Annotated in this window: 27 protein-coding genes; 9 read left to right on the forward strand and 18 right to left on the reverse strand. The window is 56.6% G+C overall.

The window, feature by feature from the left end; all coding sequences use genetic code 11:
- Window positions 1–97 precede the first annotated feature (97 nt).
- Together J2R80_RS39510 and J2R80_RS39515 are read right to left on the reverse strand one after the other, a co-directional pair.
- Entirely contained in the window at window positions 98–631 is a 534-nt protein-coding gene (locus tag J2R80_RS39510; RefSeq protein WP_253640483.1) for a hypothetical protein, read from the reverse strand.
- Window positions 628–957, reverse strand: coding sequence for a hypothetical protein (locus J2R80_RS39515; RefSeq protein ID WP_253640484.1), 330 nt, complete (start codon window positions 955–957; stop codon window positions 628–630). The genes J2R80_RS39510 and J2R80_RS39515 overlap by 4 nt, the downstream gene beginning before the upstream one ends.
- Before the next feature lie 462 nt (window positions 958–1,419).
- Between J2R80_RS39515 and J2R80_RS39520 the strand changes: the two genes are divergently transcribed.
- The 5 genes from J2R80_RS39520 to J2R80_RS39550 all read left to right on the forward strand — a co-directional run bounded on the left by J2R80_RS39520 (window position 1,420) and on the right by J2R80_RS39550 (window position 5,502).
- The gene (locus J2R80_RS39520; protein ID WP_253640485.1) at window positions 1,420–2,970 is read left to right on the forward strand and encodes a hypothetical protein; all 1,551 of its coding nucleotides are present in this window, start codon (window positions 1,420–1,422) and stop codon (window positions 2,968–2,970) included.
- A gap of 674 nt (window positions 2,971–3,644) precedes the next feature.
- Window positions 3,645–3,851, forward strand: a complete 207-nt coding sequence (locus tag J2R80_RS39530; RefSeq protein WP_253640486.1) for a hypothetical protein — start codon at window positions 3,645–3,647, stop codon at window positions 3,849–3,851.
- A complete protein-coding gene (locus J2R80_RS39535; protein WP_253640487.1) occupies window positions 3,848–4,099 on the forward strand; it encodes a hypothetical protein in 252 nt (83 codons plus the stop codon). The genes J2R80_RS39530 and J2R80_RS39535 overlap by 4 nt, the downstream gene beginning before the upstream one ends.
- Before the next feature lie 167 nt (window positions 4,100–4,266).
- Window positions 4,267–4,590, forward strand: coding sequence for a hypothetical protein (locus J2R80_RS39540; RefSeq protein WP_253640488.1), 324 nt, complete (start codon window positions 4,267–4,269; stop codon window positions 4,588–4,590).
- 633 nt (window positions 4,591–5,223) lie between these two features.
- Window positions 5,224–5,502, forward strand: coding sequence for a hypothetical protein (locus J2R80_RS39550; RefSeq protein ID WP_253640489.1), 279 nt, complete (start codon window positions 5,224–5,226; stop codon window positions 5,500–5,502).
- A gap of 145 nt (window positions 5,503–5,647) precedes the next feature.
- On the opposite strand, the gene J2R80_RS39555 is transcribed toward J2R80_RS39550, so the two are convergent.
- The 13 genes from J2R80_RS39555 to J2R80_RS39615 form a co-directional block, all read right to left on the reverse strand.
- Window positions 5,648–5,965 (reverse strand): hypothetical protein, encoded by a 318-nt coding sequence (locus J2R80_RS39555; RefSeq protein ID WP_253640490.1) that lies wholly within the window; start codon window positions 5,963–5,965, stop codon window positions 5,648–5,650.
- Between the two features lie 421 nt (window positions 5,966–6,386).
- Window positions 6,387–6,866 carry a hypothetical protein gene (locus J2R80_RS39560; RefSeq protein WP_253640491.1) on the reverse strand — a complete coding sequence of 160 codons (480 nt, stop codon included), beginning with the start codon at window positions 6,864–6,866 and terminating at the stop codon, window positions 6,387–6,389.
- 36 nt (window positions 6,867–6,902) lie between these two features.
- A complete protein-coding gene (locus J2R80_RS39565) occupies window positions 6,903–8,222 on the reverse strand; it encodes a hypothetical protein (RefSeq protein ID WP_253640492.1) in 1,320 nt (439 codons plus the stop codon).
- Window positions 8,223–8,232: 10 nt separating this feature from the next.
- Window positions 8,233–8,760 (reverse strand): hypothetical protein, encoded by a 528-nt coding sequence (locus tag J2R80_RS39570; RefSeq protein WP_253640493.1) that lies wholly within the window; start codon window positions 8,758–8,760, stop codon window positions 8,233–8,235.
- 15 nt (window positions 8,761–8,775) lie between these two features.
- Window positions 8,776–9,003 (reverse strand): hypothetical protein, encoded by a 228-nt coding sequence (locus tag J2R80_RS39575; RefSeq protein ID WP_253640494.1) that lies wholly within the window; start codon window positions 9,001–9,003, stop codon window positions 8,776–8,778.
- Between the two features lie 33 nt (window positions 9,004–9,036).
- A complete protein-coding gene (locus J2R80_RS39580) occupies window positions 9,037–10,110 on the reverse strand; it encodes a hypothetical protein (RefSeq protein WP_253640495.1) in 1,074 nt (357 codons plus the stop codon).
- A 314-nt stretch (window positions 10,111–10,424) separates the two neighbouring features.
- Window positions 10,425–10,574, reverse strand: a complete 150-nt coding sequence (locus tag J2R80_RS39585; protein WP_253640496.1) for a hypothetical protein — start codon at window positions 10,572–10,574, stop codon at window positions 10,425–10,427.
- Between the two features lie 328 nt (window positions 10,575–10,902).
- Window positions 10,903–11,139, reverse strand: a complete 237-nt coding sequence (locus J2R80_RS39590) for a hypothetical protein (RefSeq protein ID WP_253640497.1) — start codon at window positions 11,137–11,139, stop codon at window positions 10,903–10,905.
- Between the two features lie 707 nt (window positions 11,140–11,846).
- A complete protein-coding gene (locus tag J2R80_RS39595; protein WP_028336518.1) occupies window positions 11,847–12,050 on the reverse strand; it encodes a cold-shock protein in 204 nt (67 codons plus the stop codon).
- Window positions 12,051–12,314: 264 nt separating this feature from the next.
- Window positions 12,315–12,581 (reverse strand): hypothetical protein, encoded by a 267-nt coding sequence (locus J2R80_RS39600; protein ID WP_253640498.1) that lies wholly within the window; start codon window positions 12,579–12,581, stop codon window positions 12,315–12,317.
- Window positions 12,550–13,041 carry a hypothetical protein gene (locus tag J2R80_RS39605; RefSeq protein ID WP_253640499.1) on the reverse strand — a complete coding sequence of 164 codons (492 nt, stop codon included), beginning with the start codon at window positions 13,039–13,041 and terminating at the stop codon, window positions 12,550–12,552. Before J2R80_RS39605 ends, J2R80_RS39600 begins: the two co-directional genes overlap by 32 nt.
- Before the next feature lie 489 nt (window positions 13,042–13,530).
- Window positions 13,531–15,141 (reverse strand): recombinase family protein, encoded by a 1,611-nt coding sequence (locus J2R80_RS39610; protein WP_256527897.1) that lies wholly within the window; start codon window positions 15,139–15,141, stop codon window positions 13,531–13,533.
- Between the two features lie 128 nt (window positions 15,142–15,269).
- Entirely contained in the window at window positions 15,270–15,527 is a 258-nt protein-coding gene (locus tag J2R80_RS39615) for a hypothetical protein (RefSeq protein WP_253640501.1), read from the reverse strand.
- Window positions 15,528–15,597: 70 nt separating this feature from the next.
- Between J2R80_RS39615 and J2R80_RS39620 the strand changes: the two genes are divergently transcribed.
- Complete coding sequence (locus tag J2R80_RS39620; RefSeq protein ID WP_253640502.1) at window positions 15,598–15,975, forward strand: hypothetical protein; 378 nt, start codon at window positions 15,598–15,600, stop codon at window positions 15,973–15,975.
- A gap of 62 nt (window positions 15,976–16,037) precedes the next feature.
- Here the strand turns inward: J2R80_RS39620 and J2R80_RS39625 are convergent, their stop codons facing one another.
- Both J2R80_RS39625 and J2R80_RS39630 read right to left on the reverse strand, forming a co-directional pair.
- Window positions 16,038–17,108, reverse strand: coding sequence for a cytochrome-c peroxidase (locus tag J2R80_RS39625; RefSeq protein ID WP_305884563.1), 1,071 nt, complete (start codon window positions 17,106–17,108; stop codon window positions 16,038–16,040).
- Window positions 17,109–17,799: 691 nt separating this feature from the next.
- Window positions 17,800–18,045: a hypothetical protein gene (locus J2R80_RS39630; RefSeq protein ID WP_028336511.1), complete on the reverse strand. Its 246-nt coding sequence runs from the start codon at window positions 18,043–18,045 to the stop codon at window positions 17,800–17,802.
- Between the two features lie 790 nt (window positions 18,046–18,835).
- Between J2R80_RS39630 and J2R80_RS39635 the strand changes: the two genes are divergently transcribed.
- From J2R80_RS39635 to J2R80_RS39645, 3 genes are all read left to right on the forward strand, one after another.
- Window positions 18,836–19,465 (forward strand): FMN-binding negative transcriptional regulator, encoded by a 630-nt coding sequence (locus J2R80_RS39635; protein WP_253641071.1) that lies wholly within the window; start codon window positions 18,836–18,838, stop codon window positions 19,463–19,465.
- 651 nt (window positions 19,466–20,116) lie between these two features.
- Window positions 20,117–20,797, forward strand: a complete 681-nt coding sequence (locus J2R80_RS39640) for an HAD family hydrolase (protein WP_253640503.1) — start codon at window positions 20,117–20,119, stop codon at window positions 20,795–20,797.
- Window positions 20,798–21,078: 281 nt separating this feature from the next.
- The gene (locus J2R80_RS39645) at window positions 21,079–21,963 is read left to right on the forward strand and encodes a TauD/TfdA family dioxygenase (RefSeq protein ID WP_310881385.1); all 885 of its coding nucleotides are present in this window, start codon (window positions 21,079–21,081) and stop codon (window positions 21,961–21,963) included.
- Between the two features lie 185 nt (window positions 21,964–22,148).
- Here J2R80_RS39645 and J2R80_RS39650 read toward each other — a convergent pair whose 3' ends face one another.
- Window positions 22,149–22,391 carry a DUF2274 domain-containing protein gene (locus J2R80_RS39650; protein ID WP_076829174.1) on the reverse strand — a complete coding sequence of 81 codons (243 nt, stop codon included), beginning with the start codon at window positions 22,389–22,391 and terminating at the stop codon, window positions 22,149–22,151.
- Window positions 22,392–22,393: the final 2 nt, after the last annotated feature.

Genomic DNA, 22,393 nt, shown 5'->3' on the forward strand with positions numbered 1-22,393 from the left:
GCAGGCTCCCTGGATTTGCAGCCGATTGCTATGTCGCCTGCGCGCCCGAGAAATACCCGAAGGCGTTGGTAAACGGTGGTGGTCGGGGGAAGTTTGATCAGGCGGCAGCCGGCATAGCAGAGCCGTAGGCGTGCCTTGTTTCGGTGATGGCGTCTATCACAGTGGTTGGCTTCCGCTCCCGACCGCACAGGTCCGCCAGCATTGCGCGGTGCTGCGTGCCGTTACGGGGATCCAAAAAGGACAGCGCTAGAACACCACCCATCATCGCGTCTGTCACCACTGGCTCAAGGTGCGGGTGCCTCTTGGTGAAGGCCGCAATTTCCGGGTCAGACTTCCGCGCGCGCGTTCCCTCAATGCGCTCGCGGGCAAAGCGGCTGTAGATCTTGAAAAACTGTGAAGTTAAGCGTGGGTTGTCGATTATCTCGTTGAAGACCGCGATGACCGCCAGCAGGCCTGGTGGCGTATCGGGTTCGGAGACGAGCGCCTCAGACGCCTTGAAAAATTTGTCGGCGAAAAACTCGTATTCCTTCAGGCGAGCGAGTTCCTTCCGGGCGTGCGTATAACGCAGCCAAACGTATGTCACGATGGTCGCGCAGATCGCCATCAAGGCAAGGGAGAGGGACTCATTCATGATCGGGCCTGCCTCTTTGGGGCTGAAACCTTACGCTTTCTGTCTTCGAGTGCAACGGCGAGCCGTTTCTTGTCGTTTTCGATCTTTGCCCGGCTCCGCTCGCTTTCACGCCGGTGGGTTAGGACAGTGTTGAGTATGTTGTTGAAATCCTTGAAGATTGCAACGAGACCGATTGCCACGGCTACCGTCAGAACGATGAACATGGCCCGAACGAGGCCAATTCGCTCCACCGCGCCAATCGCGGTCTCCAACCACGGCAATGTTTCCTTCCACATTGAGTTCCAAGCCTTTTTCAGGGCTTTAGCGGAACCTTGAGGGAGGATCAACCGTAGATCGCAAGGAACGGTTAACTATCCGATCCGGAGAACTACCTAGTTCCCTCTCGGGATTTTATCAATCGCCGCCCGTTCCGCAATGCGGCTTTTCTCGCGATCCCGACCAGCCGCAACGGTGCCGGCACCAGGCCTCCGTAGGCTCGCAAGCCTTACCCCGCGAGCCGGGAATGAGCTGACTGCCGCTCGCCCGCCTTGTCCTCACCCCCCCAGGTGCAGATCCTGCGCGTTGTATCACGCCCGTTCAGTGACAGTCGTAAGCGTCGCCCAACCTCCGTGCCGTCTCCAAAATACCGCGCGGCATCGGTCAACATGCCGCGCGGTGTTGCTCCCGCAATCCCCAAGGACGCCTGTGAATAGTCTGGATTGCGCTGCTGATTTTGCGGCGCGCAGATCGCCTGACGCGTCACACTCTACTGTCGATCTGAGTCAGCCCACTATAAGGTGGACAAGCCGTTGAGCAAATTACGTCGAGACAGGGCCCGGAAACGCCTCAGCGAGGTTCTATCCCTCGCTCACGACCAGTCATTTCTTGTCATGGTCTGGGCTATCGACGCCCTGCAATCGGGGCGCGTTGAAGAAGCGAGGCCATTCATGCCGAGCTTTCCCAGTGAAGCTGCTACTGCCGAACTCAGTAGCCCCTACTTCGTCCATAAGTGGGCGCTAGAGACATTGGTCAACGAGCTGCTGGTCACGCCCAAGAAGACTGTGCCGCATAAGGGGCGGACGCGCGTGCTCGACTGCACCAGGTTCGAGACCGTGGCGACATGCGTCAACATCCTTCGCGATCTTGAGAATGCAGAAGATGGGATCACACTGCAGCACCTCAGCGTGTTCGATATCATGCATAAGATTGGCCACCGGCAATTCGAGTGGCAGCGAGGCTTCTTCAGCTACGCTCAGATCTATCGAGCGCTCACCGTATATGGTGGAGAGCTGGCAGCACAGTATTTCAAATCGACAAACGGAATCTCTATTGCGGATTTTTTCATTTGCGGGTTTGCGTTCTCTGCTCTTTACCAGGAGAAGCCCGCCTTTGATGCGCAAGTCGATCTCTCGCCGATCCAGGTTTCAAGTCAAACGCGAGATGCCGCGCTCGGCTTGTTTTCAGCTCCCTTATCCGAGATCCGCAAGCACGCGAGTGCTGTCAGACGGCAGACCATAGGTCATTCGACAGCCTACCAGCCAAGTATTCTCCGCAAGATGCCCATGGTGACCATCGAAGGAAGCGCTCGGCGCGTTGTTCTGGCTCCGTTGCGGTCGTTGATCTGGCAACGGATGACGGCCGGCCTGTACTATGATCTCGTTGATGGTGGTTCAGACATTTGGCGCGAGATCGGCAGTAGGTTTGAGAATTATTGTCTCGAGCTGGTTGAAGCGCTGCTACCCAACGCCAAACCCACTGGCAGCTTCAAGTATAAACTTGGGAAGACGCTCGACTCGCCCGATTTGTTTCTTCATGCGCCCGACGGCTCCGCGATGATCGTGATCGAATGTAAAGCCAAGAAAATGTCCATCGTCGCGAAGTTCTCTGACAATCCGCTAGACGACGCACAGACCGCGTTCTCAGAGATCATAAAAGGAGTCGTGCAGCTATGGCGCTTCTTCTCCCATTGCCGTCGAAATCCCGAAATTAAGGCGATTCACCGGGATGCGAGCGGCGTAGTCCTTACTCTGGATCCGTGGTTGCAGGCTTCTAATCATCTTGATCGAGTCTTTGCAGAGGCTCACAGGCGGGCCGACCTCGATCGGGACATTCTTGATGCTGATCGTCGACCAGTCCTGTTTTGCTCGATTGACGATCTAGAAAACACGCTCGAAATTGCCACTGAGGCTTCGCTCTTTGAAGCAGTCGACGCAACGTCACGGCCGGAGTTTCGTGGGTGGCACCTCGTGAACGTGCATCAGAAGGTCTCAAACGTGGAGCAGCATAACCCCTATCCCTTCAGCGACAGAATTGGGGATATTGTCCCGACTTGGCGACTGTTCCCCGACGCCGACAAATAAGATGAGCGCAGGCTGCGTAAATTTACGCCCACCGTAGGGGCTCGCCGGCGGTCACGTTTAGCACGCGCTCACGTGATGATGCACGTGGAGAAGTAGCCTCCACCGCCGGTCTTGCCACCACCAACCCTAAGGCCGACAAAGAACCTGTCGAGCGACGAGTTCTGCGCGGCCGCAAGTTCCTTGCAACCATATCTGTTCAGGATCATTGTTCCAACATCACCGGCCAAGGGTTGTCTGTAGGCGTCGGTGGCTGAGAGACCGATAGCGCTCCCGCCTGCATACCAGGGAGGGGAGCGCATGACCGAACTCCGACTTTCCAAGCGAATTGATCCTCCGGGTAAGAGCGTCTGCGCGGAGGCTGAGCGGCTGCGAAAAGAGGCGCGCGGCACCCCGCCAGGAGTCGAGCGCGACCGGCTTATTCGGCGGGCGCGGCAGGCTGAAGCAGCCTGCCGGATGACGCGATGGCTGGCTTCACAGGAGTTACAGCCACCAGCCTGAGAGCGTGACGTTCGTGAGAATGCTGCAGGCTCGCAAAGACCTGTTCGCGCGAAAACGAAACGGCCCCAGCACTTCTGGGGGCCGTGGAGGCCAGTGCCAGGGCCGCTGCCGCGCAGCCCTATCCTGTCTCGCCAGGCCGATTCGCAATACCGACATCTGATACCTACCTTCCGGGCATGCCAATCACCCGGAAGCCGCTCGAGATCCCGCCGGCGGTGACCCGGCAGTTCGCTGCGGACATGCGGGCATATCACGCCGAGCAGGAGGACATCCGCCGCGACCGGATCGCAGTCGGCACCAGGCACATGCTACTAGAGTACACGCCGGCCGGCACGAAGCCGCGGCTGAGCGAGGCGAAAGAATTATTCGAGATAATGAGATGATTCGAGGGCTCGCAATATTCGCTGCGGTGCTGGGATTGTCGTTTCTCGTCTTCGTCGCACTCGATTATGCGCCAGCGCTTCTCGGCTGCCCCATCAAGGGAAATCTAAGCGCAGCCGGCGAGCGGATATATCACCTTCCGGGGCAGATGTACTATTCGCAGACACGGATCAATTGGTTTCGCGGTGAGCGCTGGTTTTGCTCCGAAGCAAGTGCGCTTGCAGCCGGATGGCGCAAGGCGCGGATCTAGCCGACACCCAACCCCGCTTGAGCAAGCGTCCACCACGCCTCTGTTGTGCTCATCGGCACCGACAGTATTCTTACGGGACCGCTCTGGCAGACAACTTGCGATGCGTGCGTGAATAGTTCGGCCACCAGCTATTCGGTGTGCCGAACTCAAACATTCGGAGCACGCAAATGAATATGCATCCTCGTTCTGAGACAGCCCGCGAAAGCACGGTACGAGAATTGACGATCAGCAAGATACTGGCTGATCTTGTCCGCACCCTCCAACTGATCGAAGCTGAGATCGCGGCCGAAGAAGAACGCGCGAGGATTTTCGACCGATCCAACGTGAGGTATCCGATTTTGGCAAAGTCGCTGAACGATCGGCGCGACAATCTCAGGGTGACCGTTGCCGCACTCGAACAGCGTCTCACCGAGAGAGACTCAGCACCACACAGCGTCGCCGACAAGGACGAAACTCAGCGCCGCATCGTAGGCGTGTTCAGGGCGTTGTGACCCGCTGCCTTCAAGTCATCTATTGAGAGTCGACCGTTTGCCGCGGCTTCGAGGATCTTGGAAGCAACGTGCGTCCTGACGCCGGTTTCAAAGACGGAAATGTTCTCGCAAACTTCCTCTAGCACCGCTCTTAGCAGCGTGGTCGTTTCGGCGTCGAACATGCGTTTCCCTCCAATAGGAGATTGATGCTGAACTCCGCGCGAGCGGAGTATGTTCGCTCGGCGGCGATCGCCCCGCATTCCAGTCTGGGCCATGAAATCCCAACTCCGAGAGGTTGGCACTTGTCCGCCAAGGTTTTGTGACACGCGCGTTCATCGTTGCGCTCCCAAGGCCGCTTAAATGCCCTTGAAAAAACTACGCCGTCGGGCTCGAAATACCGCGTCCCGGCGGCGCCTGTCACTGAGCCCCTTAAATCCCCCAGCGAAAACACGATCTAGCAGCCATTCACCCGCGCATTTGTGAACCAGATCACAATCGCCCCCCCGTAAGAACCCGGCCCTTTACACTGGCCAAGAGGTCAAGAAGATATGGGGGTAGGTGTCAGCTAGCTTTTAGCCACGAGCGCTTGGGTACATGCGAAGAACCGATTCAGCACTGTGTTTGATGATCGGAGCCGTTATATGGCTTCTTCCAATGCTGCAGTCAGCGAAATCCGCTGAGAATGAAGCCAACAATACGCTGCATACGACACATTCGACCTACACTATTTCAGAAACACCCGAACATGAATACACGCAGTGCCTGTTCCGCAACGGCGAGCGCCTCTTCTGTTCGACTGCAGGGGTGTTCTCTATTTCGGCGAGCCGGTCAAAACTAGAAGCTACACTCTCTTGCCAATTTCCGATTCTTGCGGCGGTAACGGTTGCCCTTCGCGGGCCGTTCGACTCGTTGTCGAACGGGGTTCAAAAATAACGGTCAAAAATGTTGTAGAAGATTGTTATTGGTGTGAGCTAACTGTCCTCCATACAAACGCTCGAACCGACACGGCGACCTTCAAGATCGGCAATAAGCAGGGTTATCGGCTAGCTGGGCGTTTTCGAAGAGGCACGCTGTCAGTTCATCGCTCGAAGATCACCTCGAAAATCGACGCCAGAACATGCAGCGATTTGCATGCGACGATAAAAGCATGCGCGTCCAGTGAAACACGACCTTGCTTCAATCCATACAACTCGTCCGCCAGCGGCAACCGCATGATGCTTTCTATTGAAAATGACCATCCCAGTTTTTCGAGAAGCGCCTTCAACGAAACGTGCGACAACATTTGCGGTAGCGGAAAGGAAATTACGTACCGGCAATTTTCAAGCAAGTTCTGCCGTGGGTGAAGGCGCGCGCCGCCACAGTGGGAGCGAACAGCCCCCAGCACTTCGGGGGCCATGGCCAGTGTTGGAGCCGCTGCCGCGCAACCGCTCCTGCCCCGCCAGTTCCATTCGCGAAGCCGGGCCCGCTGAAGCGTGATGAGAATCGAGGCCCATACTCGGTACCCGTTCGCACATGCAGAAGGGCACGAAGCGGCCTGCCAATGTACTCAGGCGGTTCAGGGCTTAACCAGTGACGACCCCATAGAATTCCGGCTTGTTCTCCACCGTTGGTTGCGGAAGGATGCCGTTTGAGACCGGGTAGACCCTGACGCATGGCTTTGATTACATGCGAGTTGTGGAAAATCCATTAGCGATCGGGCGCGGGTTGCAGGTTCGTATCCTGCCGGGATCGCCACATTTGATTTTCGCCCATGATTTCACTCACCTTTTTTGAATGTTTGTGTAATGGGATCGAAATGTTTGTGTAGAACGTTCGCGTTATCGCCCCTTGACGATCCGGATCGATGCCCCGCCGGCAGCGCTCGCGGCCTTCGCCTTCTCCGCCGCCCGCCTTGCCTTGGATTTCTCCGCGCCGCTGTCGGCCAACATCTTCTTGCGCGCCGCCTTCGTATAATGGTGGACCATGCTCGCGGTCTTGTGGCCGCTCTTCGCCTGCAGTTCGTGATCGGTGTGACGCGGAAGCGGGACGGCACCTTGATCGTGCCGCACTGTCCGCATTGCGGCGAGCGGCACACCCATGGCGCCGGGGACGATGCCGGCCCATGGTTTGGCCACCGCGTAGCGCATTGCCAATCTGCGACCGCGCGCGGTTACTACCTGTGTGATGAGATCGCGCCGCGCGAGATCATTCCCTTTCCGCGTGGCTGTGCGCCGGGCTTCTACCGCGAAATCCATCTTCTCACCGAAACCAAGCGCAGCCGGCTCTATGCGATCTTTCCGCGCCTTGACGATCCGCATCTATTTCGGATGCAGGATCGCGTCTGATGACGAACGTCAGTCCCAATCATAACGCTTTGGTGTTTTGTGCATGAGGTCAATCGAGAACGCCGAAATCGATCTGGAAGGTCTGATTATTATCCACTCGTGACTGTCGGCCTGTTGCTTCGCTTCTTTAGGGAGCTTCAGACGTTCGTACCTACCTTTTTCAAAGTTGAGGTCTCGTCTGTTGAGCTTCAACAACTCATACCCTCCGCCGACGATCAAAATCTCCGAAATATGATCGGCAATTTCCTTGTTGCAATCGAACAAGATCATGCTGCCGTGGAGCTCTAGGAGCTTGCAAGTCGGTTCAAAGCGAAAGAGAAATGGCTCGGATAAAACCGTGAAGTGGAGAATGTTTCTTTGTGCTTCTAAGATTGCACTTGAGCCAGATGTTCTAATGTACTGCATACCGGTGTCGGTGCGGGCCACGCCCTTCGGGTATTCTTGTTTGTCTTCTGTTCCCTTGAACGGCAGGTGCTGTTCAGTTTCTGGCATGATCCAACTGAAGCCAAATCCATACTGGCTATTTCTCGTTAGCTTCTGTCCTCGCGCTTGCTCTTCGTCAGGGCTCTCTACGATCGTTTTCGTTCCTCCGCCAAAGCTGAATCCGACCAAACCCTGAGAATGGACACGGAGTGTCAACGTTGTTTGAAAAAGAAACTCGCCCTTGCAAGCCTCCCAGATCGGCGAATCGAGCTTTACGATCACGCTCAGATCGTCCAGCAGAAGTTGAGACTCGAGAAGAAATTGAATCCTTTTAGTTGTCTGATCGATCCCTTTCCCCGAACCAATGAGCGACGTGATTCCATCCGCCCAAGCACTGAAGAAGTCCTTCTGTTCGGCATCGCTTAGTGGAATGTCGAGGTAACGAAGGCGTATAGCGTAGCCCCGGTTAGAATCTAGAATGATCCGCAAGCGCTCTCGATCAAGTATCTCGCAATAGCTGACCCTCCGTTCGTAGGCGGACCGCTGCAAGTCCGCGATGATGCCCGGAGTGAGGCCCACATTGGTGAGGAAGACAAAACCCTTGGGTGTCGGCTTGTCTGGATTGGACTTCAGCGCATTATCAAGGTCGTCGCTGAATTTGCCTTGAATTTGCTTGCGATGTTGATTTGTGTCGGTCGCATCATTTACGAACCCCACAGCGCCGAAAAAAAGGTCGCCCCTGAAGAGACCCTGGATGTCTCTTCCTCCGTCCGGTCCGCCTTTTGGTAACCGGGGCTGCAACTCAGTGTAACCATCTTGGACGGTAAGGATTTCGAGGCACATGCGCTCACGCTTGGCCTGATTGGTGTTTAGGTGGTCTTTGAGCCGCCGATCTGTTTCGCTCATGTTTGCATTCCTAATGCTTTGCTTGCGACTCCGGCTTCGGCAGGGCTGCAAGGCTCGTAAACGCGGTCTTGGCGCTCACGACGCCAGCGATAAAACAGCCGATCGATGCCAATACGGAAACGATCGCAATCATCCGAAAAAATTCGGCCGCTGACGCGTACCATCTTGACGCGCGCGTTGATCGCACAAATGGCACTTCCCATTCACGGCGTCTGTTCTTTGACGACATCGAGATGAAGATGTTGACGAGATACGTTAGTGCTCCACCAACGATCGCAGCCGCAACACCGGCCGCGAAGTATGTCAGCGGCTTGCTCACTTCTGCTACCTGTTCGGGCTTGTAACCTGCCGAGACCAATACGCCGATGAAGGTGAGCATGGCGACGGCAGCGCCGCCATTGACCAGCGAAACAGCTTTAATGGCCTCTTCACCGGATTTGACGGCCGAAGCATCCGCGGCATCGCCAAATTTCGTCTCGCTGTCGTGCTGGCGTTCGGCTGCCCGGATTTTTAGCTGAAACTGTTCTTCTGGTGTCATGCCCCCTCCGCCGAATCAGTCCGTCACCACGAGCACGATATGATCCGATCGCCGCAGCTTGGCCAGATCGCGCGCCATGGCCAGCGCCTTGCGGTAATCGGTGTCCGGCGGTGCGGTAAAGAAATGGTCGGAATACGTCACCAATGGCGACACTAGCCGGAACGTCCATGATCCTTTTCCGCGCGGCTTGCGTCCGGTGGCGCACTCATAGCGGCTGGTGTCGATTGCGATTGCGTCGGTCATGGGGGATCGTTTGACCCCACGGTTCAGAGACCTTTATTCAGCGGCAAGGTCGACTTCCGCGATCTGAGGCAGCGGCTTCAACGCGCCCCAGAATGCCCAACCCAGCGGGATGCGCATGCGATTGTCAGCCGATCGGCCGATGTAGATCGCGTCTTGATCGGCGTCCATGTGGATCGGAAAGTCGGAGCCAGGATCGCGGCTCCAGCCGTTGAGCGTGGCCATGGCTTCGCGCGAAATCGCCTGACGCACCTCCATCGCTTCCTGATACGCCTCGCGCATGCGCGTCATGGCCCTGTTCAGGAGTTGCGCGTACTCGTGGCGGGTCTTGTCGTCCATGCGAACGATTTCGTTCACGTCCGGCACCCGGCGCATCGCGAGCCGGTGCCGGAGGATCGAGAGCCGCTTGTCGATAGGCTTGGCATCCGGCGCGAAGAAGGTGTGCCCTCGCAGCGAACCGTAGACCTGCATGTCGTGCACTGTGCGCTCGCCTTCGCTGCCATCTGGTCTCCGATAGATGACCTTGCGAGCACGGGTGACGTGCAGTTGTCCGTCGCGGACACGCGACCACAGGGGCAGATTCAAGAGTTCGAGCCGCCGGCGCACCGTCGCGCGGGCGTCGTCGATGTGCTCAAGCGTTGGCGACCACTCGGTGATGAGCGCGTTTAAGATCGGCAACACGTGGATGTGATCGACGAGATAGCGAATGTCGGCTTTGCGCTTTCGTTCCCGGCGCATCCGTTCGAGCGCGGCGTGGTGACCGCCAGCGTCGAGGGTTGCAAAGCAATGTGGACCCATGAGGCGCAACACGCGCTCGTCAGGGAAATACGCGATCTTGCCGTTTTTCCAATATTTCGGATGGTGATCCGTGCAGCACGGACACGGGGCGCGGCGATCGATCGCGCGATACTTCTTCGGTAACGTGAACTCCTCGATATAGATCGGGAGCGAGCCGGGCAGCGGCTTTGTGTGGGTGTGAAGTCGAAACGTGTGGGGTGAGCCTGTCGCTTTAATCCAAGCGCGAATTTCGTCGACGACGCTATCGTCGGGCGCGTCACACTCTTTTGGAATACGGCACGCGTCTGGAATATCAATCGGATCGAGAGGCAATCACGTCCTCCATCGCCGGGAATCGGCGTGGCGACGAAATACCATATTTAGTGTAACACGTTCCAGTGTCGCCCCATATTTGGCGATATCGTGGATAAGAGTTGTAAGTGCCCGCGCGGCTAATGCTGGTTGTATTTGATATTGCGAGAGAATTCCGCGCGATGTGCCTGTGTGGCCCCGCGCCCGACAATGCGCGGGGTTGGGGACAGGCCCACGGATGCCGATTTCCCCGCCGCAGATGCGGCGTGTCTCGTTCAAAACCCGATTCGCTTGCGTCGCCCGAAATCGCTAGCCGCCATGACGGCGCGGTTTGATCATTTCTGATCTTTCTTCGCCAGCTTGGCGTCGCGCCGCCGGGCGTGGCGGTTGTTCGTTTGCGCCGCGCCTTCCTCGCGAAATGCGTTCGTGGTCGTAACCTGTCCAATCTTCGACGGCTTGCGCGACATCGGGCCTTTATTTTTCATGCTGATCTCCCTCGCCGATGAATGGTAACGCAACACGCATAGAAAAAGCTAGCGGACTGCCGTGAGATGACGGCCGGCGCGGATGATCTGCATGGCTTGCCACTGTGCGCGGGATGGCGTGGCGATGTTGTTCGCGTTGAGATGGTTTGGCTGCTTGAGTTGCATTCATGTGTTCGATTGCTTTGGAAGTTTGGTTTGAGTGGTTGGTAGCGGTTTTGTGCGGCTTGTTGTTTGCGGCTGGCAATGCGCTCGCAATTGCCGAGTTTGGCGTATATTGCTTTGCCGCTGCGAGCGCGGCTTTGATGCGTTGGACGATCTCTTCGGCTTCCTAAACGCGCAAAAGCCTCATCGCCCGTAATCGGCGGGAAAAGCCGATCGTGCCGGGTGGGTGGGACTGTCTCAAAGCGACGGCTTGCCTTGCGCCGGTGCGATCGGCTTGCCAGCTCTGCCGGGCATAATCCGGCAGCTTCAACTCAACGATCTTGCCATTGTCCGGCAGCTCCGGTGGCCGGTTGATCGCCGCCTCGTCGTCATCGCCCCTGCCCGGGTTCGGTCGCCATTCCATCACGCGCCTCTCCACCTTGAGAGCCGCAGCGCGCGGGCAACACGTTGGAAACAGCCGCCGGTGGTGCTAGGATCGGGTTTGCTAAACCTCCGACCTAAAGCTTCTCCGAACGGTCCATCGGCCGCCGCGTCACCCCACGCGCGCGGCCGATTTCACGTCGATTTTGTTTGTGTAATTGCCGCTAAGCCTTTGATCCGACTTAACCGCCTATACCCGTGTTTGTGTAGCCAAGTCGCTGATATTGTTGATCCCTGCGACTCCTGCCGGGATCGCGACGACTTATGCCGATAAATAAGGGTTTCGTGCAGTTTCGGCTTCGTTCCAGCGCCCGTTTTCATGTTGCAAGGCGCTGCGACTCCACACCCGCAGAATCAACACGTTTATCAGCCGCTACAAATCACTCCGCGCAACATGGGCGCAACACGGCGGTTTAGCGTTTGTTCTGAAAATGGGGCGCAATCAAAAGCGACCCCAGCGCGGGCGCGCCGGGGCCACCACTAAGCTCCCGGTCGAAGGCGCCACCTGTCCGGGAGCAATGAAGGGACTCATTGGCCCGGCCACTTGTTCCTGAAACATGGCAATGCAGCATAACAAGGATGGCGGCCCTGGCGCGGGGAACGCCAAGGCCGCTCTAAACTCCCGGTCGGGGGGCAACCTATCGCGGGAGCTTATGATGACTCCCGGCATTGCCGCTTGTTCCTGGTGCGTCAGCCCACCCGCAGATTTTCGGCGGATGTTTTTCCGCGATTGTCCTTCGCTTCGTAGCTGACTTTCGCGCCCTCATTTAGGCTGCTCAGGCCCGCCCTTTCGACCGCGGAAATATGCACAAAAACATCCTTGCCTCCGTCATCGGGCTGGATGAATCCGTAACCCTTCGTCGGGTTGAACCACTTCACAGTACCTGTAGCCACAGACAAAACTCCTTTGGTCCTAGTGCGGGAAACCTAAGCGCTGAGCGTCATGTCCCGCAAGGACAAAGACGCGTGGAGAAACAGCCGTTGGCAAATCAGCAACCAAACTGGCCCCTTAAAAAATAGCAACTCGGGCGGGGCACTGACGTTTGCTCGCGCTTGGGAAATTTTCAGGGCCCAGGTTTTGGAATGAACGCCGCCGGGCGCATATTTCTGAGACCGGCGGCGTATTTTCTGGCTGGCCCAGCGGTTAAACGTCGGGCGTCACCGTGTCGATGCCGAGCGAGCCGAGCACGCCGCGGGCACGCTCACGCTCAACACCGTGCTCGAGTCCACCACGCGACCGCGACGCAGCCAGGCCACTTTCTGACACTGTTCGATGGGCGCCGCGGCGGCATTGAACTGCTCAATCGTCATGCCGGTATCAATGTGAACGCTCTCGCGTCCGGCCTCGACTGCCGATGTTGCCACGCTGATCGCGTCCTCCAACTGGGCGATGTCATCGATCAGCGAGCCATGCACTTCGCGCAAAACCTTCTTTCAGCACGGCTAGATGGCTGTCAGCCACACCCGTCAAAGCGAGCGCTGCCTCGATGATGGCCGCGCGGACCTGCGGATCGAGGTTCTCTGCCCTGGTGATCTTGTCGCGTTCGACCTGCGGCAAACCGCGCAGCCATGTCCGGAGTTCCATCTTCGCGATGGCCCCTGCCGCGTCGGCTGGATCGGCCTTCGGAAGTTGTAGACGAGTGCGCATGCGGTCGAGCTCCTGCTTGGCTCTCGAGATCGCGCGGCGCCCCTGACGAAATACGGGCACGGCCTGGTGCAGGATGTGATCGCGGTACTGATCCTGTCGGCCCTGATCGGTGTATCGAGTATCCGCATGAAGCTGTTTGCCGATGTTCTCGGCGAGATCGACAGACGACAAGGCGTCCAGGTAGCCCTTTTCCAAGCGCTCGATGGTGGAGTCTGGCTTTGATGTCAGCGTCCACATCCGGATTGCCTGGGCTCTACCAGGAACGTCTGCCCGCAGCATCTTGCGACGACCTCTGACGCCGAACTGCTCGCCAATCGAACTCATCTGTTCAGATGCGCAAGCTCTGGCCGGCGAGAGGCTAGGATTGGATTTCCCCGAACCTTTTGGCAGGACACCAGCGTCACTCGCAGCAACAAGCAACGCGCTTACGCGCCCATGCGAAAAATACAACCGACGCGAAAATGATCCGCGCCACCCGCCCTTCATCATGGCGACGCTCTCCGTAGTTTCTGGATTTCACTATTCCTTGAGGGAAATGACGGCGGTGCCAGTCACCTTGTAAGTAACGGGCGACACCGGGCGGCGGCGGCCTCCGGTGCGCCTGAGTCGTCACGTCGGACCACGAAATTTGGTCTATAAGAATATAAGAGGTTGGGGGCTTTGGGAAAGTACAATCCCGAGCACTGTGCTCATATTGCTTACAACGATGTTCCAGCGAGGGCCCACTTAGACGATCCGGCCTCTTTCGGTCTGCTTTGCTTTGCTCGTTCTCTCACAGACGCGCTTTATGAGCGATCGAGACAGGGCTTCGAAAGTCTGAAAGCGCTCTATTTTGTGAACCGCGCGCGTGTCTTCAGAAAACCGGAATACCCGACTTTTGAACGAAAGCGACGCCGACGGCAATAATAAATAGTCCAGGACTGCCTCGTTGTTCTCCCCCATCCTTAGCGCAACTACCCATCCCTTCGGCCATCGCACGCGACTACTCAACAACCAGCGTATCGGCTCGCGCCCATATTTGCGCCATTTAGCCACACGGAAGCAGATGTTCACGGCGTTATCTATCCGTAAACATTCGATCGACAGATCAAGTTTGGCGTTCCTACCCGCCCCCTCAAAGCCGTCCCGAAGACGGTAGGCATTCTCGAGGTGGAAATTGACCCACTGTCTGTGCTCGGCGAGTTTATCCAGGCGGCCTTGGTTGCCGGTGTAGCCAATCAACCGATAGATATTTCGAAGGGTGCCAAAGTGATTCAAATATGAGGTGAGTGAAGGTAATCCGGAGCTTTCATCAATAATCGAAGCATTGAGCTTGCCTTTCTTCATCAGAACCTTACGGAGGCGTACCAGCATCTCCTCCTCGGAAATGCAGACTTGACGCTCCTCCATCGCCTTTTTTACTCGCAGAAATGTGTCACACTTAATGATTGGCTCAATCGAGTCATCACTTCTAACCCAGAGCTCTCTGGGATTGCGCGTTCGCTTCGCCCCTAGTTTCTCGGTACAGCGATTGTAGATGAAGTTGCCGATATAAGCTTCGTTATGAAGAATTACGCCTATCGAACTCGAACGCCATCGGCTCTCTCGGTTCGTGAGGACGCCTCGTCGGTTAAGCTCTCGCGCAATTCTCGCCTGCGATTTGCATCGTAGATATTCATCGAAGATCCATTTAACGACGGCGACTTGATCTCGCGAACCTGGCCCAAGTTTTACACGGTCGGTGGTAAGAGACTTCCGCTCACCGCTATGCAGAACTCCTTTCGCCCTACATTTGTCGTCAACGAGCCGTCTCTCTAGCCCATAAGGTGCTGGGGCACCCATCTTGAACCCGCGATTTGCCAGGCGTAAAGCTCCTGCAAGAACCTTGACTGATAGCTCCCGGCTGAACTCCGCCGCCATGACCCTCTTGATATTCTTGACGATGCTCGAAAGCAGGCCTCCGTCGTTATCGAATTGCTCGGCGCAATAGGCAACTTTGATACCGGCCCTTCGGCAGATGAATTCGTAGTGCGCACTCTCATCTACGTCTTGAAAGCGGCCCCAGCGGCTGACATCGAAAATTAGCAAATGACCGAAGTCCGTGTGACCAGTCTCGACGTCATTGATCAGTTCGGTTAAGCCTGTTCTATTCTCGATTTTGAGACCGCTTTCCCCTTCGTCACGATAGGTGCGAACGATCCTGAGTCTGTGGAGTTCGGCATAGGCGGCGATTGCCACCGCCTGATTTTCAATTGAGTATTGCTGGTAATCGGTGGACATGCGGACGTACTGTGCCGCGCGATAAATCTTCTGCGACTCGGGTACCCGATCCCTGTGTACAACGAGAGACCTCGCCATGGTGCGACCCTCCGCGCGCGGCGGTAATCCTGACTACAGCCCGACGCAAGCGATAAAGCTCGAGAGCGCCGCCCCTGGGTTACAGTCATCATAGGGACGGTCAGGTGCGCTGTCGTATCGACAGCGTATCACCGCGCGCCCTGCGCAGCAGCCGGCTCATCCTCAGCCATAACCACGTTCAACGCAGCCACTGCTGCGCGAACCTCCTTGCCGGCCATCCTCGGCGCATATTGGCCGCCGAATCCCAGATACTCGCCGATCTCGCCAATCCTACCGGAATCGCCAGCATTTGTGCCGATAAAATAAAGGTCTGTTGCAGTTTCGGCCTCGTTCCATTGCCCGTCTCCGTGTTGCAAGCCGTCGTCAACCGATATCAGTAAAATCAACGAATTACCGACGCCTACGGATCACTCCTTGAGCGCGACACGACAGTTCGATTTTCGTTCAGGGTGCTGGATGCAAAACACCACACAGCGACAGAATCACTTCTGGGAGCGGGTGCCAGTACTATGTCGCGGGCAGGCACGCCGTGACCGCTGGCCTCAACCCGATCTGCGGCAACTTTCTTCATCACGCAATCGAATGCATGTTGAAGGGCGCGATGGTGAAGACGATGACCCTTCAGGAATTGAAAAGCTCGGCCAGGGCTTGCCGCAGCTCTGGCAGACCTTCAAGTCCGATGTTGGCGATCCTGACCTCTCCAAATTTAATGTAGCCGTCGTCGCGCTCGATAACTACGAGGATCTCCGATATCCCGACGATGCACTGAAGAATGGCATGGAGTCGGTGATCATAGACGCGTGGGCAACGACAATTAAGATTGGGCACGCTTAGCGACGCGCACATCTTGAATGTCATTGAACCAAGGACGCACGGCATCCGCCTTATCGGTGGTTCTATTTGTCTAGAGAGGGCCTTGGCGTTGTATCACTACGCGTGGGCAGTCTCGGATACTCTATCTTGGGCAGTTGCCCAGTTAGCGAATTTAGAAACGCGACAATGTCGTTTTCCTCTTTATCGCTGAGCTTCGCGCCGAGCTGGGTCTCACTCATCACGCCAACCGCTTGCTTAAGGGTCCAGGCTTGGCCCGAGTGGAAGTACGGGGCCCGCAACGCGACGTTGCGCAACGGCGCGGCGCGGAAAACGTACTCATCGCTGGCTACCTTGGTAACCGCTAAACGACCCTTGTCGGCGGATGGAAGCAGCGTTCCGTCCGGCCTTTCAACCACGCCGAACGGGAAGTAATCCTGTCCACCGACGTTGATTCCATTGTGGCAAGACGAGCATCCTTTTTCCATGAATAGCTTTAGTCCTGCCTTCTGCTGATCATCGAGAGCATGCTCATCGCCCTTGAGGTACTGATCAAACGGGGCAGCGGGTGTAATCAGAGTCGCTTCGAAAGCCTCGATCGCCTTGGCGGAATTGTCAAAGGTGACGGGCCTCGCCTCGTTCGGGAACGCTTTCTGGAACATGACGACATAGTCGGTCATCGAATTCAACGTATTCAGTACCCTGTCCGGCGTGGCATTCATTTCGACACTCGCCTGGATGGGGCCGGTAGCTTGCGCCTTGAGATCTGCCGCGCGCCCATCCCAAAACTGCGCCACATTGAATACTGCGTTATAGACGGTAGGTGCCCGACGTGGACCCCGCTGCCAACCATGCCCCACCGACGTTGGACCGGCATCTACGCCGCCCGCGCCAAGGTTATGGCACGTATTGCAGCTAATGATCCCACTCGCCGATAGCCTCGGATCGAAGAACAGTGTCTTGCCAAGTTCGACCTTTTCGTGGGTGACTGTGTTGTCCTTTATCGCAGGAACGACCGAAGGAATCGGTTTGAATGCCTCCTTGGCAGCGCTCATCAAATCGTCAGTTGCGCCAGCTGCCGAGGAGACCAGCACCCCAACGCCCAGAACGCACAGCTTGTAGACGAGGGAAAGCTCTCGTATCGTTGACTTCTTCATTGCTTGCATCACCAATTTCATAGATGCCGGAAACGGCCGAAAAGCTGCACGCGGGCCCCTCCAGGAAAGGCACAGCTCCGCCGGAAGCAAACGTCGCAACGGCAGCTCTCGAAGCCGCCGGCCACCTCGCGTGCCACCGACGAACAATGAAGAGGCGGTCAACTACAGCGGTTATGATCCAGGATCGCCGAACACGCAGCCTCATTCGCCCACCGCAGCACTTTCTGCCGGTGCAAAGACGTCTGCGAGAGATCTGGGTCGTCGAAGCTGTTGATATTGTCAAAGCAATCCATCCGATTCTCCTCCCCCAGATCTGGGCAAATCAAGCCGGACCTGTCAGTCTAGCTAGAGACCTTCCCATGCTGCGATCCTTAGCTGTCGACAAGCTGACGAGCCCCGGAACAATTCACAATGTAGGTCTTGCAACTTTCGTGTAACGCCGTTCGGGTTTTTCAAGCGGGTCGACGGCAAAACTACGCGGCAACTGAGCGAGCGCAACGCCGCCATTAAGAAGCTCAATCTCATGATGTCCCTCAAGGCACCGGCCTTGAAGGCGAATAGCTGAGCGGCGGCTGTCGCGGTGTTCGCGCAATCGGATGGCGGTAGCTTGATAGCTGAGTAGCAGCGAATGTTAAGGAACGTCGCATTGAGCCGGCGACGTCCGGCTAGTAGGTAAGCGGACTTCGCTCTCCTAGGTGGGCGTGCGCCGTTCGCGCTCAGCCCTATTTGCGGCCCTGAGCCGCTCTCCAATGTGCTCAGAGATATCGCTCATCTCAGCCCGCAACTCGGCTTCGGAAATATCCTGCTCTTTGGCAGCCTCGACAAGGCGCTCAGTGAGTTCCGCAACATCCTGCGACGCGCCGGGAGTCCGATACTGCTCGACGGCGTGAACGCTATTCTCGATCCAGAAGTCGATAAATTCCCGGGCTTTGCTCACCGTATTCCCTTTAACCAAACTAGTGGCCCAGCGTTAACGCCAGTAACGAAACGGAGCAAGGCCGTCTTAGCGGCGTCGGCATATACCAAGGTTTGACGGAGGCGAGAGTTAGGAAGTGACAATCGAACGGCGGATGGCCGATGATTGAACGCGATCAGAAACAAAGGAATTGCCGCAATTGCGACAGCCAAAAGCCAAACAGAACGATTCCTGCGCTGAAAATAAACTCGCTCATGGCAACCCTTCGCCTCGGACACACTCTGCCCTAAAAAACCAGACTAGTTATGCGTCGCGCATAATCCATCGGCCATAACAGGTTGTCCTTCCGCACTTCACCTCGATTAAATCAAACAGATCGGAATCTGCGACATTCATGAAATCTCGACCCACCGCAAGTGCCACGAGAGATATCGAGGTGGCTTGAGGGAGTTATCGGCGCAGCCAGCGGAACGTTGTCAGCACCGCTGTCCGCTCTGCTCTCGGTAAGCCGGCCGTTGGTAGGTTCCAGGTTGAACGTGGCACGCACCAATCGGTAAGCAGCCGCCCCTGACGTTCAGAGCAGTGAATGAAAGCGAACGCCCCCATTGAACCGGACTGGCGCGTCATAGTTGCCTCGCTCGGCTACATCACGGCTCCAGGAACACGTCAGCGGGCGATCATGAGGCGGCCAAGCCACGAGCAAGGCGGCCGGATCCAACGGCGAACCTCCAAAGGGGTGACTGAAACTGGCATTTTTCTAGCATGTTGGTCTGGGTTCATCTCGACGACATCCCAACCGGGGGCGCCCTTCGTGTACATACCGTTCCCCTTCCGAGATGATGACCTCGAGAACATGCGAGCGACAATCCGCTGCGCTCGATTGGCCAACCTGATCACGGCCACGTCGGGCGGGCCCCTTGCGACGCCACTTCCGCTCTTGCTCGATGAGAGCGAAGGCGAGCACGGCACGCTGTACGGGCACCTTGCGAAGCGCAATCCGCAATGGCGCATCGCCACGATCGGAGATGCGATGGCGATCTTCACTGGCCCGGAAGCTTACGTGACGCCATCCTGGTATCCCAGTAAACGACAAGCTGAGCATGTGGTGCCGACATGGAATTACATCGCGGTCCATGCCCATGGGCCGATTGAGTTCTTCGACGATCCCGATCGCCTGCTTGAGATCGTGACGCGCCTGACGAATATCCATGAAACGTCGCGTGCGACGCCTTGGGCCGTCAGCGATGCTCCCGTGGATTTCATTGCCGCCCAGTTGCGCGAAATCGTCGGCGTGCGCATCCCGATCACCAGGGTCGAAAGCAAGCGCAAGATGAGCCAAAATCGCCCCATGCCTGACCGCATTGGTGTCGCCACCGGCCTAGCCGCGAGCAAGCTGGCACGAGACCAAGAAGTTGCACCTCTTATCCTGGTTCAGGACTGAGACGATCATATGCATGACCGTTGTCAAGAGCGGCGGTCGACACGCAGCTCTCACAGGATCCAGCAGCAATAGTTTAGCCGCTACGCCGCTCAAGGTATTTTTGCCTTTTGGCATCAATGGTTGCTCGCGCCAGATTGGAAGAGTGAATGTTGAGCATTGGCTGCAGTCTTCTCAATGGGAAGCTGTTCAACGCTCCCGAGCTTCGACTAGCAACTCAGGGTATTGAGAAGCCCATTCGCCTCACTAGAATTGCGACGATACTCACGAATGAGTCAGTCGGCTCGGTCTTATCGCACCTGGTAGACTGTTGTCCGCATTCTGACAGAGGCACAATCTCATGTCAGGTCCAGTACAGCGCGCATAGCACGCGTTCAGACCTTCCACAGCCCGTTCGGCCTTGATCGTCGGCTGGCATGACCATTGCTTCAAGTAAATCGATCCAGAAATAGGGCCACAAAAGCAGCAATGCTCATGCTCTGCGCCCCCATCTCGCCTCAGAATAACGGTCAGCCCGCTCAGCTCACTAGCGCGCGTTGTTCCGCTGACCACTCTGTCCGACCATACCCGCCAGGATCGCACCGAACACGTAGACCAGCAAACAGCCAGTCTCGAACACGTTAATATCGCACGATTACTTGTCTAGGTTCACGCATGAAATCCGCCGTTGTATTCGACTGGAATGGCACGCTGCTCGATGATGCCAATGCCGTGCTGCAAACCATCAATGCTATTTTGAGCCGCTTCGGTCGATCAGCCGTCGATATGCACAGACTTCGAGAGGAGTTCGAACTCCCTCTTTCGGTTCTTTTCCGCAACCTAGACATGTCGGAAGATGAAATCGAAGTCGTGCATAATAACGACAGCGCCATTTTTCACGACGCCTACGAATTCTTGGCGCGCAACGCTGCCTTACGTAAGGGGGCACGAAACGTCTTGCTCGCCCTTGATCAGAGATCCGTTCAAACCGTCATTGTCAGCAATCACATTATTGAACCGATTCGCACACAAGTGAGAAGACTCGGAATCAAGACTCACGTCACGGATATTTTGGCATTTGAGAGCCGCGCAACCCAGTTTAGGAGCATGAGCAAGCAAGAACGGCTGCGTTTGTATATGCAGGCCAACGATCTATCCCCAGAAAGAACCGTCATCGTAGGCGACATGCCAGTTGAGACGGAGATCGCCCGCAATCTCGGTCTTATCAACGTGTCAATCACGGGGGGATTTGTTTCCGAAGCGCGCCTGTGCGCCGCGGGGCCTGACTACATGATTCACGACCATCATGAACTATTACCGGTTTTGCGGAAGCATTGCATTGTTCAGAGCAGTTAAGTGACCACAAGAACATAACTGAAGATCCGCGGCTGGCCCGCTGCTGCTATCCGCTTCGTCTTCGCGATCCGGTGATATTCGAGGTCGGAGATCGAGTTCTTTCACTCGGTCGAACCGACGGCTCAGTCCGATAAGTCGCGTCAAATATCGCGATCCGCTTAGTGCGATCTGGCTACACGTTCGGTCTTTCGCCTGGCATGATGCTTGCTGCAGATCATTCGCGAACCGAGAAGCGAGGAAGAACTGCAAGGTCTTGGAAAATCAACAGGAGCACAACGGCTTTGATCGATGACGTCATTCCGGGCACCGATGTTGTGAAACGTGCGGCGCGCATCGGTGCCGAAGTCAACAATATCAAGCTATCGGGCGATCTACCGGACCACACGATCGCTGCGATAAACAGCTTGTTGCTCGAGCACAAGGTGATCTTCTTTCGCAATCAAGGACATCTCAACGACGCCGAGCAGGAGCGTTTTGCCGCTCGTCTCGGAAAGCTAGTGCCGCATCCGATGCTCGGTGCTACCAAGGGGACGACGTCGCTCCTCGAACTGGACTCCACTCGCGGCGGCGGTCGCGCCGATGTTTGGCATGCGGATGGAACCTTCGCCGAAGCCTATCCCAAGGTTTTAGTCTTGCGAGCCGTTGTAATGCCAACGTTCGGAGGCGATACCGTTTGGTCGAACACAGCAGCCGCTTATCTTGATCTGCCGCCGCCGCTACAACGCCTTGCCGAGGAGCTATGGGCCGTTCACAGCAACGTTTTCGATTACGCTGGGATCGCGCGCGTCCGTGACATCGACAAGAAACACTTTGACGATGTGTTCACCAGCAGAATTTTTGAGACTGAGCATCCCGTGGTGCGCGTCCACCCCGAGACAGACGAGCGGACGCTAGTGCTCGGCGCCTTGGTGAAGCACTTTGTTGGGGTGCCCAAATATGACGGACAAAAGCTGTTCGAGCTGTTCCAGTCTCATATTACCGCGCCCGAAAACACTGTGCGGTGGAACTGGTTAGAGGGCGATATCGCGATATGGGATAATCGCGCAACGCAGCATTACGCCGTCAACGATTACGGGGACCAGCATCGCGTGGTACGTCGGGCCACGATCGATGGTGACGTGCCCGTCAGCGTGGATGGCAGGAGAAGTGTGACGCGCCTGAAGTGACCGAATAGGTGTCCGCCACGACCAGCGCTCTCGCATCCGAAAATGGACAAAGCCTGGCTACCGGAGTTGTTTAAGGCGGACGTGGGAACGCTAAACGATATCTCAACTGTCAAAACAAACTCAGCAGCCTAAGTTGACATCGCAATTGTTTAGCGTCCCGCGAAAGCTTCGATAAGCATTGACCATCACTTCCCTTCGCCGGCGGCCGGTACGTGCCCCTCACGTTTCAGTTTAGAAAACCCTCGATCCGTGGCCATAAAGCGCGCCAACATGGGGGCGATGAGCTTAGTCGGTTCAACCACTTGACCACCTTCACGCGTAAGGGCTTCTGCATATGCAATGAGATCACGATGCACGGCCGCCGGCAGCTCCGTACTCACTTTGACCGGCTTGTCGTCCGGAAGCTCTCCTATCTTGAGCTTTGGCATGT

This window comes from Bradyrhizobium sp. USDA 4541 (assembly GCF_024171085.1).
GTDB lineage: Bacteria > Pseudomonadota > Alphaproteobacteria > Rhizobiales > Xanthobacteraceae > Bradyrhizobium > Bradyrhizobium australafricanum.